Genomic DNA, 12321 nt, shown 5'->3' with positions numbered 1-12321 from the left:
CATGCCCGTGACCGATGTGAAGCACGACCTCGACACACTCTCCCTGACCATCACGGCCGAGTTCGCCGCGCCGGTGACGCGTATCTGGCAGATCTACGCCGACCCGCGCCAGCTCGAAAAGGTCTGGGGCCCGCCGAGCCACCCGGCCACCGTTGTCGATCACGACCTGCGGCCAGGTGGCCGGGTCACCTACTTCATGACGGGCCCGGACGGCGAGAAGTACGCCGGCTACTGGGAGATCACGGCAGTCGATGAACCGCACAGCTTCTCGTTCCTCGACGGGTTCGCTGACGAGGACTTCAACCCCAACACCGACCTGCCCGTGTCGACCAACGTCTATACGTTCACCGAACACGACGGCGGCACACGTGCGACCTATGTGGGCACATATGCCTCCGCCGAGGCGTTGCAGCAGGTGCTCGACATGGGCGTGATCGAGGGTGCGTCGTCGGCCATCAACCAGATCGACGCGCTGCTCACTGCGTGACGCCCACCCGCACGTCGGGCGCGCCGAGGCGTGCGGCGTCCGCGGTGTAATCATCGAGCTGGTGCTGGGATTCCCGCTCGGCGGCCACGCGGGCGTCGTAATGCTCGATCTCCCGGGCGATGTCGGTCTGACTCCACCCGAGCACCGGTGCGATCAGGTCGGCGACCTCCCGCGCGGCGGCGACTCCGCGGTCGGCCACCTCGATCGAGATCCGGGTACGGCGGGTCAGCACGTCCTCCAGGTGCCGCGCCCCCTCGTGGCTCGCCGCGTAGTACGCCTCCACCTTGAGATACTCCGGAGCGCCCGCCAAGGGAACACCGAGATCGGGTCGATGCGCGATGATTTCGAGCAACTCGTCGGTCAGGGTGCCGTAACGCCCCAGCAGATGCGCGACCGTCGTCACCGCCAGACCGGTGTCCTCGGCGGTGCGACGGCGCGCGTTCCACGCGGCCGGGTAACCGTCCGCGCCGAGCAGTGGCACGCGCTCGGTGCACGAGGACGGCACGGCACGACCGAGACCCCTGACCGCGAGATCGACGGCATCCTTTGCCATCACGCGGTAGGTGGTGTACTTGCCGCCTGCGATGACCGTGAGGCCGGGAACAGGGGAGGCGACCGCATGTTCGCGCGAGAGCTTGCTCGTGGAGTCGGACTCCCCGGCCAGCAGCGGGCGCAACCCCGCGTACACGCCGACCACGTCGTCCGCGGTGAGCGGATCGGCGAGCAGCGTGTTGACGTGCCCGAGCAGGTACTCGATGTCGGCGCGGCTCGCCGCGGGGTGCGCCAGGTCGAGTGACCAGTCGGTGTCGGTGGTCCCGACGATCCAGTGGCTGCCCCACGGGATCACGAACAGCAGGCTCTTCTCGGTGCGCGTGATGATGCCGGTCGACGCGTTGATCCGGCTGCGGGGCACCACGAGGTGCACCCCTTTGGACGCCCGCACGCGGAACTGGCCCTGACCACCGGCCATGCCCTGCGTCTCGTCCGTCCACACCCCGGTCGCGTTGATGACCTGCTTTGCGCGGACCTCGAATTCACGTCCGCCGTCCAGATCGCGTACCCGGACGCCGGCCACGCGCTCGCCGTCGCGTACGAAACCCGTCACCCGGGTGCTGTTCGCGCACGCCGCGCCGAAGTGTGCGGCCGTGCGCACGAGCATCATGGTGTGGCGGGCGTCGTCCACCTGCCCCTCGTAGAACCGGATCGCGCCGCGGATCGCCGGACTGCCCGACGGGAACGATTCGAGTGTCCTTGCACGGCCCAGATGTTCGTGGTGGCCGGGCACACCGCGTCCCGCGCCCATGACGTCGTAGACACCGATACCCAGACCCGCGTAGGCGCGGTCGAACCGCGTCTGCAGCGGGTAGATGAACGGCACGGGCCGGGCCAGGTGCGGGCACAGCGTGTTGAGCACCAGCGAGCGTTCACGCAGTGCCTCGAACACCAGCGAGAAGTTGAACTGCTCGAGATAGCGCAGCCCGCCGTGGAAGAGCTTGCTCGACCGGCTCGACGTGCCCGACGCGTAGTCACGTGCCTCGACCAGTCCGACCCGCAGCCCGCGCGTGGCGGCGTCGAGCGCGGCGCCCGCGCCCACCACGCCGCCACCGACGACGAGGACGTCGAACTCGTCACTCGCGAGCCGGTCGAGTGCCGCGGCGCGACGAGCCGGACTCAGCGGATAAGCACCCACGGTCACTGGACGTCCACCCAATCAAGTGTGCGCTCAACGGCTTTGCGCCAGCCGGTGTACCCGGTGGTGCGCTGCTCCTCGGTCCACTGCGGGTCCCAGCGGTGCGACTCGTTCCAGTTCTCGCGCAGTTCGTCGGTGTTGCGCCAGAAGCCGACCGCCAGGCCCGCGGCGTAGGCGGCGCCGAGCGCGGTGGTCTCGGCGACCACGGGCCTGCTCACCGGGACACCGAGGATGTCGGCCTGCATCTGCATGCACAGGTCGTTGACCGTGACCCCGCCGTCGACCTTCAGAACATCGAGGTGCACACCGGAATCGGCCTCCATGGCCTCGGCGACGTCGCGGCTCTGGTAGCAGATCGACTCCAGCGTCGCGCGCGCCAGGTGCGCGTTGGTGTTGTAGCGGCTCAGTCCGACGATCGCGCCGCGCGCATCGCTGCGCCAGTACGGCGCGAACAGCCCGGAGAAGGCGGGTACGAAGTACACACCGCCGTTGTCGTCCACCAGGCGTGCGAGGGATTCGCTCTCGGCCGCGGAGTCGATGACGTGCATCTGGTCGCGCAGCCACTGCACGGCCGAACCCGTCACCGCGATCGACCCCTCCAGCGCGTACACCGGTGCGTCGTCACCCAGCCGGTAGCACACCGTGGTGAGCAGACCGTTCTTGCTGCGCACCGGGGTGGTGCCGGTGTTGAGCAGCAGGAAGTTGCCGGTGCCGTAGGTGTTCTTGGCCTCGCCCGGCGCGAAGCAGACCTGACCGAACATGGCCGCCTGCTGGTCACCCAGGTCGCCGGTGAGCGGAATCCCGCCGTACGGACGGGAACTGGTCGTGGTGCCGTATCCGGCCGGATCCGACGACGGCCGGATCTGCGGGAGCATCGAGCGGGGGACACCGAAGAAGCCGAGCAGTTCGTCGTCCCAGTCGAGGGTCTCCAGATCCATCAGCATGGTGCGGCTCGCGTTGGTCACGTCGGTGACGTGCACACCTCCGGACGTGCCACCGGTCAGATTCCACAGCAGCCACGAGTCAGTGGTGCCGAACAGTGCGTCGCCCATCTCGGCGTCCTCGCGGACGCCCGGCACGTTCTCCAGGATCCACTGGATCTTGCCGCCCGCGAAGTACGTCGCGGGCGGCAGACCCGCCTTCTCGCGGATCACATCGCCGCGGCCGTCGCGGTCGAGGGCGGCCGCGATCGAGTCGGTGCGGGTGTCCTGCCACACGATCGCGTTGTAGTAGGGCCGCCCGGTGCGCCGGTTCCACACCACGGTGGTCTCGCGCTGGTTCGTGACACCAAGTGCGGCAAGGTCGCTCGGTTGCAGCTTGGCGGCGTTGAGCGCGCTCTGCACCGCAGAACTCGACCGTTCCCAGATCTCCACCGGGTTGTGCTCGACCCAGCCCGGACGCGGCAGGATCTGTTCGTGCTCCAGCTGGTGGCGGGCCACCTCGTTGCCGGCGTGGTCGAAGATCATGAAACGGGTCGACGTGGTGCCCTGGTCGATGGCACCGACGAAGTCAGCCATGGGAAGTCCTTTCGGGAGAGGGGAGATCAGACCGCGGATGCGGCTGCGGTACGGGAGGTTTCGTCGTCGAGCATGGGTGGGTCGGCGGGCAGGAACCGTTCGATCAGGTAGCGGTAGGCCGCGGCGCCGACGAGCGCGCCGATCAGCGGCCCGACGATGGGCACCCAGAAGTACAGCAACCCGGTCTGGTCATGGAACGCCGTGCTGTACCCGGTGATGTAGGACGCCAGGCGCGGCCCGAGGTCGCGCGCCGGGTTGATCGCGTACCCGGCGTTGGTGCCCCACGCCATGCCGATCCCGACGACGACGAGACCGATGATCACCGGCGCGAGCCGCGTCCACGGACCGTGGTTGCGCGCGTCGGTCAGCGCCATCACGAGGAACAGCAGGATCGCGGTGCCGACGATCTGATCGAGCAGTGCGGTGCCCTGGCTGATGGGGAGCGCACCGTTGCCGGGAAGTGTCGAGAAGATGCCCTGCGTGGCGATCGTGTGATCCGGATCGACGTTGGCGATGGCTTCGCTGTAGGTGACGCGCACGATCAGCGCGGCCGCGAAGGCGCCGAGTAGCTGAGCGATGCTGAACGGAAGCACCTTGCGCCACGGGAAGTCCCGGAACACCGCCATCGCGAGGGTGACGGCCGGGTTGAGGTGTGCACCGCTGATCCGCGCGGCGGTGTAGACGCCGAGGATCACGCCCAGACCCCAACCCCACGAGATCGAGTCGTGGTCGCCGAGTGACCCGTCGCCGGTGACCACCTGAGCGACCACGCCCACCCCGAACAGGATGAGGATGAGGGTGCCGGCGAACTCGGCGCAGAGTTCTCCGACGAGTGTTCGTCGTGACATGTTGGTCTCCTTGGCTCTTCGAACCGCATGTGTTGTGCGTCACACGAGGCGTGCGTTGTGAACCTAGAAGCCAGAGGTCGGCCGGGCATCACCCGTCGTTCGGCATCGCCGAACACGGCCCCGGTCGACAATGCCGACCCTCGGGGTCGACATGGTCGAACGATTTGGTGATCCTGAAACTTGTGCCAGGCACTGTGCAGTCCGTGGAACGGGCCGCGGCGATACTGCAGCTACTCGGGATCGAAGACGAGTCCCTCGGGCTCGTGCAGATCGCGGGTGCACTCGGTTTGGCGAAAGGCACCGCGCACGGGTTGTTGCGCACCCTGCACGGTGTCGGCTTCGTCGAACAGGATGCGTCCGGGCGGTATCGACTGGGCCCCGATCTGTTCCACCTCGGTTCGACCCAACTGGATCTCAACGAACTCAAGGCGCGCGCGCTGAACTGGGCCGACGCGCTGGCCGCCCGCACCGGGGAGGCCGTGCGCGTCGCGGCGTTCCGCGCCGGCCGGGCGGTGGTGGCCCACCACGTGTTCCGGGCCGACGCCACCGCGCAGGTGCTGGAGGTCGGCGCGACCGTGCCGTTGCACGCCAGCGCGCTCGGCAAGGTGCTGCTCGCGTTCGATCCTGGCGCGGCGCGCAGCCTGGGCGCCCTCGACAGCCTGACGTACCGGACCATCACCAATCGTGCCCAGTTGCAACACGAACTGGCCGACACGCGCGACCGCGGCTGGGCCGCGTCGGTCGAGGAGGAACAGCCCGGCGTCGCGAGCATCGCCGCGCCCGTCCGCGACCGCGGCGGCTACGTGGTGGCCAGCATCGGCATCAGCGGTGACGTGGAGCGGCTGTGTGACCACCGGGCACGTCCCTTGGAACGGCTCGCCGAACTCGTGGTGCGCGCGGGCCGCTCGGTGTCGCGCGAGTTCGGCCACGGGCGGGAACTGTGACCGAGCGCTACATCGCCGCGCTCGACCAGGGAACGACCTCCACCCGCTGCATCGTCTACGACCACCACGGCAGGCTGGTCTCGGTCGCGCAGCGCGAACACCGCCAGTACTACCCGCGGCCGGGCTGGGTCGAGCACGACCCGACCGAGATCTGGGAGATCGTGCGCCGGATCATCCCGCAGGCCCTCGCCGACGCCGACGTCGAACCGCGCCAGATCATGGCGCTCGGCATCACCAACCAGCGCGAGACCGCCGTCGTGTGGGACCGCCACACCGGCAAGCCCGCGCACCGCGCGATCGTGTGGCAGGACAACCGGACCGCGGGTCTGCTGCCGGCCATCGCGGCCGAACTCGACGACGAGACTTTGCTCGCGCGTTGCGGTCTGCCGCTCGCGACGTACTTCTCCGGACCGAAGCTGCGTTGGCTGTTGGACAACGATCGTGACCTGCGCGCCCGCGCCGAGAGCGGGGATCTGCTGTTCGGCACCGTCGATTCGTGGTTGCTGTGGAACCTCACCGGCGGCACCGACGGCGGCGTGCACGCCACCGACGTCACCAACGCCAGCCGCACCATGCTGATGAACCTGGAGACCCTCGACTGGGACGACGAACTGCTCGCGGGCATGCACGTACCGCGACGCATGATGCCCGAGATCCGGCCCACCAACGGGCCGTTCCCGTCGACCGTCGACCCCATCGCGGGCATCCCGATCACCGCGGTCATCGGTGATCAGCAGGCATCCCTGTTCGGCCAGACGGCATTCGAGGCCGGCGAGGCAAAGTGCACGTTCGGCACCGGAAGCTTCGTCCTGCTCAACACCGGCAAGGACATCGTGCGGTCGCAGCGTGGGCTGCTCACCACCGTCGCCCGCAAGTTCGACGGTGAGCCCGCGGTGTACGCGCTGGAGGGATCGGTTGCCGTGGCCGGTGCGCTGGTCGCGTGGTCGCGCGACAACCTCGGCCTGGTGAAGACACCGGCCGAGATCGAAACGCTCGCGCGCACAGTCGAGGACAACGGCGGCTGCTACATCGTGCCGGCCTTCTCGGGCCTGTACTCGCCGTACTGGGCCACCGAGGCGCGCGGTCTGGTGGTCGGGTTGACCTCCTATGTCACCAAGGGGCACATCGCCAGAGCGGTGCTGGAAGCCACCGCATGGCAGATCCGCGACGTCATCGACGCGATGAAAGACGACTCCGACATCGCCGTGCGCTCACTGCACGTCGACGGCGGTATGACGGCCGACAACCTGCTCATGCAACTTGTCGCCGACATTCTCGACGCGCCCGTCGTGCGGCCCATGATGGCCGAAACCGTCGCTCTCGGAGCGGCTTACGCAGCCGGTCTGGCGGCGGGCTACTGGCCCGACCGCGCGGTGCTGCGGTCCAACTGGCGCCGCGCGGCCGAGTGGCGGCCCAGCATGGACCCGACCCGCCGCCAACGTGAACTCGACGACTGGCACCGCGCGGTGCAATTGGCGATCAGTTGGGGCGACGGACGCCGCGAAACCGTGTGAGAGGCCCGCGGGGGAACTGACCTGTCAGGGTCGCGTCAGGTTCGCTTCGGCCCACTCACGAGCCGTCGTCGTCTTGATTCCCCTGGCGGCATTGAATGTCCGCGACACCGGCCATGCCACGCCGACGCCCTGTGCGAACACCGCGCGGTATTTCTTCATCGTGTCGTCGGGGTCGGCCGCGAGTTCGGTGCGCAGATGCTCTGTGCTCCAGGGGATCCGCTGTACTTCGGTGTGCAGCACGTCATCGACGATGTCGGCGAGCTGTCCGTAGCTGATGGTGTCCCCGGCGACGTGGACGACCTGATCGTCGATGCGCGGCTCGGCGTAGAGGATCTCGGTGGTGAGCCGCCCGATGTCCTCGGGTGTGGTGAGGGTGACCTCGGTATCCCAGTCACCAAGCGCGTGAACGGTGTTCGACGGCAGATCGACCACGCCGAACGCGGGTTCGAACAGGAAGCTGGTGAACATCCCGGTCGAGACGATGATCCAGTGCGTTTTGTCCTGGCCCCGCAACAGATCCCGTACGTCGAGTTGCTCGTCGAACAGGTTCTGCGGGCTGCCACGGCCGATGAGGTCGTAGTCGACACCGAACTGCCACGGCAGAAATCGTGCGACACCAGCCTCGATTGCGGCCCGCGCGAGCTTGCGCTGGGTCCCCGGCCCCGCGGCGAAACCGATGCAGCTGACCACCGTGTCATACCGGCTGAAGATCGTCGCGAGTTCGGCCACCGATGCGCTTGTGACATCGGCATATTCGACGGCAACGTTCTTGGTCGCGAACTGGGCGACCTGGCGGCCACGGTCCGGAGCGGCCGAACGCCGCAGCAGCACCGTGACCGTGTCGTGGCGGCCCGTGTCGCGGATGCGTGAAGACAGCGCGTCGATGACGGCAGCCCCGAGCTCACCGGCCCCGATGATCAGATAGTTGACGTGTTCGTCGAAACCCATGCGCGATGCAACGCGCCGAGCACCGGATCTCTTCCGCGTTGCGGCCGGTTGGTCAGCTGAAGCGGATGTTGGCGGTCGCCAACCCGAAGATCTTGCGGCCCCCGGACTTCGCGGCGACGATCACCACACCGGTACGGGTTTGGGGATCCAGCGACTTGATGCGCCCGCTGTACTCGATCTCGGTGCCCTCGGCGGGCACCACGGCGGGCTGCGACAGCCGCACCGCGTAACGGGTGATCGCGCCCGGGTCCCCGGACCACGACGAGACGAACCCGGCGCCCAGGCCCATGGTGAGCATGCCGTGCGCGATCACGTCGGGCTGCCCCGCGAGCTTGGCGATGTTCTCGTCCCAGTGCAGCGGGTTGGCGTCGCCGGCAACGCCTGCGTAGTTCACCAGGTCGCCACGCGACAGGCGCGCGGTGTGCACCGGCAGTTCGTCGCCGACCTTGAGGTCGTCGAAGTTCAGCGAGTTCGGCGTGCGGGTCGCGCCGCCCTGGGCGATGCGGAGTTCGCCCTCAGGACGCACGGTCTTCTCGTAGGGGGCGTTGGTCTCCTCCACACCGAGCATGTTGATGCCGTGCATCATGACGCCCTGCACGGCCGGGCGGATCGCGGGATCGACGTCCTCGGCCGTGATGCCGACGACCGTGGTGTGCAGCGTGTGCACCACTTCGCCCGCGGTGTCGGTGAATGTGTTGGTCACGGTGATGAGGTCACGGCCGGCGATCCGGCGCACCGAGGTCAGCTCGATGTCGATGCGCAGTTCGTCGCCCTCGACGATCGGGCGGTGCTGCTCGAAGACCTCTTCGGTCTGCAGGTACATGTCGTAGCCGACGACGACCGATTCGAACATGCGCTGATTGCATGCCATGGCCGGCGCAGAGGTGAACGTCAGCGGCGCGATCAGGCCGGGATGCCCCAGGTCAGCGGCGGTGGCGAGGTTCCAGTGCGCAGGATGGTAGTCCTGCACGGCACGGGCGAACTCGCGTACCTTCTCGCGGCCCACCAGATAGGTGTCTTCCATCTGGTAGTAGTGGCCGACCCGCGATTCGAGCGTCGACGTATCTGCTGGTGCGGTCATGGATCTGCTCAACTTTTCTATCGGCGTGTGCGCTCAGAGCGACCCAAGCACCCTAGCGTGCGAGCCGTGAACCGCCGAAATGCACAATCCGTCGGCCGGCGGGATGTTCCGTATACCGCAACACCGGCCGACGGCACCGTCGTTACCCAATCCGGATGTCCGCCAACACTTTCCCGTGCGAACCGGGCGTTGGTGTCACCGCACGGCGAAATTTGACCCAGCCGTCACGCGCCGGTTTTTGTCCGACAGATCACAGCAAATTCCCCGATCTGATCGTCGAGTGGTGTTCCCTGGGGGATCGGCAGGTTGAAACATCAGAGGGCAAACTGTGAAAAGGCGCGATCACACCGCGTATCCGCCGCCGTCGACATACAGCGTCGAACCCGTCACGAAGCTCGCGCGCGGCGAGGCGAGGAACAGCACGGCCTGCGCAATCTCCTCGGGTGCGGCGGTGCGCCGCAACGGCAGCCCGGCTGCGACGTCGTCGATGAAGTCACCGAGCTGCTCCAGCGTCGTGGGTGTCCGCGTCGGCCCCGGCGAAACACTGTTGACGCGAACGCCGTTGGCCCCGAACTCGGCGGCCCACGTCCGGGTCAGCGATTCCAGCGCCGCCTTGGTGGCGCCGTAGACCGACGTGCCGGGGAACCCCTTGTGGGCGGCCAGCGTGGTGATGTTGACGATGCTGCCGTGGCCGCGCGCCACCATGCCCTTGGCGGCCGCGGCGACCAGGAAGTAGGTGCCACGCACGTTCGTGTCGAACAACTGCTGGAACCCGGCCACATCCTGGTCGAACGTCGACGCCTGCGGATAGATCCCCGCGTTGTTGACCAGGATGTCCACGTCGGGGGCCTGCGCGGCGAGGTCGGCCACCGAATCCAAGTCGCCGAGGTCGGCCTGCACGAACCGCGCGCCGTGCCCGATGTCGGCGGCGGCCTGCTCACCGCGCTGCGCGTCGCGTCCCGTGATCACCACGTCGGCGCCCTCGGCGGCCATCAGACGCGCCGATTCCAGGCCGATGCCACTCGTGCCGCCGGTCACCAACGCGGTCAGTCCTTCAAGTTCCATGCGAGGTTCAATCGCGCAGGCCCGGATTTCCTTCCCGGCCTCGTTTGGCACACCCGCACGCCCGACGCTAGGTTTCGTCGGGTGAAGTCCTCAGCTGCACGTACAGCCACGCGATGGATCGCTCCCTTCTTGGCCGTGACGGCCCTGGCCGGCGCCGGCGCGCTCGCCGAACCGGTGCGCCCGGGTGCCGCGATCGAGGTACGCCTCGCCAGCGACGGGAACCCGCTCGCCGGGCAGACGTTCTATGTCGACCCGAACTCCAAGGCGATGCGCGCGCTGAAGGGCAATCCCAGCCCCGAGCTGGAGATGATCGCGAACACGCCGCACGCGTACTGGATGGACAACGTGTCGACGTTCGCGGTCGACGCCAAGTACATCCAGACGGCGCAGGCCGCGGGCACCATGCCGATCCTGGCGTTGTACGGCATCCCGAACCGTGACTGCGGCAGCCTCGCGGCGGGCGGCTTCGGCTCGGCGGCGGCCTACCGGGGATGGATCGACGGCGTCGCCGGTGCGATCGGCTCGGGTCCGGCCGCGGTGATCCTCGAACCCGACGCGCTCGCGATGGCCGACTGCCTGTCGCCCGACCAGCGCCAGGAACGTTTCGACCTGATCCGCTACGCGGTCGACACGCTGACCCGCAACCCCGCCACCGCGGTGTACGTCGACGCCGGGCACTCGCGCTGGGTCAACGCCGAGGACATGGCCGCCCGGCTCAACGAGGTCGGCGTCACCAAGGCGCGCGGATTCAGCCTCAACACCGCCAACTTCTTCACCACCGAGGAAGAGATCGGCTACGGCGAGGCCATCTCCGGGCTCACCAACGGTTCGCACTACGTCATCGACACGTCGCGCAACGGCGTCGGACCCGTCGACAGCGACTCGTGGTGCAACCCGCCCGGACGTGCGCTGGGGTCGCCTCCGACCACCGCGACCGCGGGCGCCCACGCCGATGCCTACCTGTGGGTGAAGCGGCCCGGCGAATCCGACGGTGCCTGCAACGGGCATCCCTCGGCGGGCACGTTCGTCAGCCAGTACGCGATCGACCTCGCACGCAACGCCGGACGCTGACGGTCACACCGTCCAACCCGTCAGCTGCGGCCACGTCTCGACATCGGTGCCGTCGCGGCGCAGCTTGACGTAGGCATGCCCGCGGTCGGCGGCCTCGGCGGTCCTGTCGATGTACACCCGTCGCGCCTCGTCCTCTGCGCCGCGCATCAGGACCTCCTCGTCGCGCGGTTCGCCCTGGCTGTCGGGATCGGCGATCACGACCTCCCAGTTGTCCTCCATGCTCCGCCGTGTACCCACCCCCTCCCGCCGAAACCGCATTCCGTCAGGAAAAGTGCGAGTAGAGGCCTGACGGAATGTCGTTTCGGCGGAAGAAAAGGGGTGGCGGCTAACCTTCGTGCGACACGCCCCGACGATCACCGACGATTGCCGACACCAGGAGCAGCGATACATGAGCACCACTGTCCTCGACGCCACCGACGCCGCCGGATCCGCCATCGAGGAGGCTGTGGCCGTGTTCATGCTGCACCCCGAGACGTTCGCCGAGAGCGTCGCGGCGGGCTACCAGAACCCGCTGGCCGGCTACGTGGCGGGCCGGGGCGGTGTGCTGGGCGACACCACCGGTGCGACGGTCGCCGCGGTGTTCGCGGTGTTCGAGCCGGCCGGGCTGTCGGCTTTGTGGGACGAAGGCGTCGCGGTGCGCGGCGCCGCGGGCGCCGCGCAGGTGTACTGGGAGCAGGCCGCCGCCTTCGGCCGCAAGTACCTGGCCGGCGCCGAGGGCCTGGACCGCCTGGCCGCACTGGGCGAGAAGGTCGTCGCGGTCACCCCGACGGTTGCGTTGCCGCTGTTCGCCGGGTGGCGGACGATGCCGCTCGCCGGGGACGCGCCCGCCCGGGCCCTGCAGGTGATGTTCGTGCTGCGGGAACTGCGCGGCGGTGTGCACTTCAACCTGCTGGCCCTCTCGGGTGTCACCCCGGTCGAGGCGCACATGCTCAACAAGGGCCCGCAGTACACCGCGGTGTTCGGCTGGCCCGAACCCTATGCCGACGGCGCGGACAAGCTGGACCGTTACGACGAGATCCGGCAGGAGACCAATCGCCGTATGTCCGAATTGCTCTCGGCCGCACTGGATCCCGCCGAGATCGACGAGCTTGCGCGCGTGAGCGCCGCAGCGCTGGCGACGTTGAAGGCCAACGTGCCGGGCTGAGCGCCCTGGCGC

At 68.3% G+C, this 12321-nt stretch carries 12 protein-coding genes; 5 read left to right on the top strand and 7 right to left on the bottom strand.

Annotated features, from left to right (window positions below; all coding sequences use genetic code 11):
• Position 1 precedes the first annotated feature (1 nt).
• Complete coding sequence (locus tag AT701_RS33050; protein WP_058127398.1) at positions 2-487, top strand: SRPBCC family protein; 486 nt, start codon at positions 2-4, stop codon at positions 485-487.
• Here the strand turns inward: AT701_RS33050 and AT701_RS33045 are convergent.
• From AT701_RS33045 to AT701_RS33035, 3 genes are read right to left on the bottom strand one after another with little or no spacing between them, the layout of a single operon-like run.
• Positions 477-2177, bottom strand: a complete 1701-nt coding sequence (locus AT701_RS33045; RefSeq protein WP_058127805.1) for a glycerol-3-phosphate dehydrogenase/oxidase — start codon at positions 2175-2177, stop codon at positions 477-479. The two genes, AT701_RS33050 and AT701_RS33045, sit on opposite strands and share 11 nt — an antisense overlap.
• 2 nt (positions 2178-2179) lie before the next feature.
• A complete protein-coding gene (glpK, locus tag AT701_RS33040; RefSeq protein ID WP_003898137.1) occupies positions 2180-3694 on the bottom strand; it encodes a glycerol kinase GlpK in 1515 nt (504 codons plus the stop codon).
• 26 nt (positions 3695-3720) lie between these two features.
• Entirely contained in the window at positions 3721-4542 is an 822-nt protein-coding gene (locus tag AT701_RS33035) for an MIP/aquaporin family protein (protein WP_003898136.1), read from the bottom strand.
• Between the two features lie 203 nt (positions 4543-4745).
• Between AT701_RS33035 and AT701_RS33030 the strand changes: the two genes are divergently transcribed.
• Together AT701_RS33030 and glpK (AT701_RS33025) are read left to right on the top strand one after the other, a co-directional pair.
• On the top strand, positions 4746-5486 hold the full coding sequence (locus tag AT701_RS33030) for an IclR family transcriptional regulator (RefSeq protein ID WP_232836261.1): 741 nt from the start codon (positions 4746-4748) through the stop codon (positions 5484-5486).
• The gene (gene glpK, locus AT701_RS33025) at positions 5483-7000 is read left to right on the top strand and encodes a glycerol kinase GlpK (protein WP_058127397.1); all 1518 of its coding nucleotides are present in this window, start codon (positions 5483-5485) and stop codon (positions 6998-7000) included. Before AT701_RS33030 ends, glpK (AT701_RS33025) begins: the two co-directional genes overlap by 4 nt.
• Positions 7001-7024: 24 nt before the next feature.
• Here the strand turns inward: glpK (AT701_RS33025) and AT701_RS33020 are convergent, their stop codons facing one another.
• The 3 genes from AT701_RS33020 to AT701_RS33010 form a co-directional block, all read right to left on the bottom strand.
• Positions 7025-7948, bottom strand: a complete 924-nt coding sequence (locus AT701_RS33020) for an aromatic alcohol reductase (protein WP_058127396.1) — start codon at positions 7946-7948, stop codon at positions 7025-7027.
• Between the two features lie 52 nt (positions 7949-8000).
• Positions 8001-9029: a dehydratase gene (locus AT701_RS33015; RefSeq protein ID WP_058127395.1), complete on the bottom strand. Its 1029-nt coding sequence runs from the start codon at positions 9027-9029 to the stop codon at positions 8001-8003.
• 342 nt (positions 9030-9371) lie between these two features.
• Positions 9372-10094, bottom strand: coding sequence for an SDR family NAD(P)-dependent oxidoreductase (locus tag AT701_RS33010; RefSeq protein WP_003898131.1), 723 nt, complete (start codon positions 10092-10094; stop codon positions 9372-9374).
• An 81-nt stretch (positions 10095-10175) separates the two neighbouring features.
• Here AT701_RS33010 and AT701_RS33005 point away from each other — a divergent pair, with 81 nt between their 5' ends.
• Positions 10176-11165 carry a glycoside hydrolase family 6 protein gene (locus tag AT701_RS33005; protein ID WP_036454074.1) on the top strand — a complete coding sequence of 330 codons (990 nt, stop codon included), beginning with the start codon at positions 10176-10178 and terminating at the stop codon, positions 11163-11165.
• A 3-nt stretch (positions 11166-11168) separates the two neighbouring features.
• On the opposite strand, the gene AT701_RS33000 is transcribed toward AT701_RS33005, so the two are convergent.
• Positions 11169-11384, bottom strand: a complete 216-nt coding sequence (locus AT701_RS33000; RefSeq protein ID WP_003898129.1) for a hypothetical protein — start codon at positions 11382-11384, stop codon at positions 11169-11171.
• Positions 11385-11553: 169 nt separating this feature from the next.
• Between AT701_RS33000 and AT701_RS32995 the strand changes: the two genes are divergently transcribed.
• Positions 11554-12309, top strand: coding sequence for an SCO6745 family protein (locus tag AT701_RS32995; protein WP_174519631.1), 756 nt, complete (start codon positions 11554-11556; stop codon positions 12307-12309).
• The last annotated feature ends 12 nt before the right edge of the window (positions 12310-12321 follow it).

The sequence above is a fragment of the Mycolicibacterium smegmatis genome, assembly GCF_001457595.1.
Lineage (GTDB): Bacteria > Actinomycetota > Actinomycetes > Mycobacteriales > Mycobacteriaceae > Mycobacterium > Mycobacterium smegmatis.
This window is presented reverse-complemented; position numbering and strand designations above follow the sequence as displayed.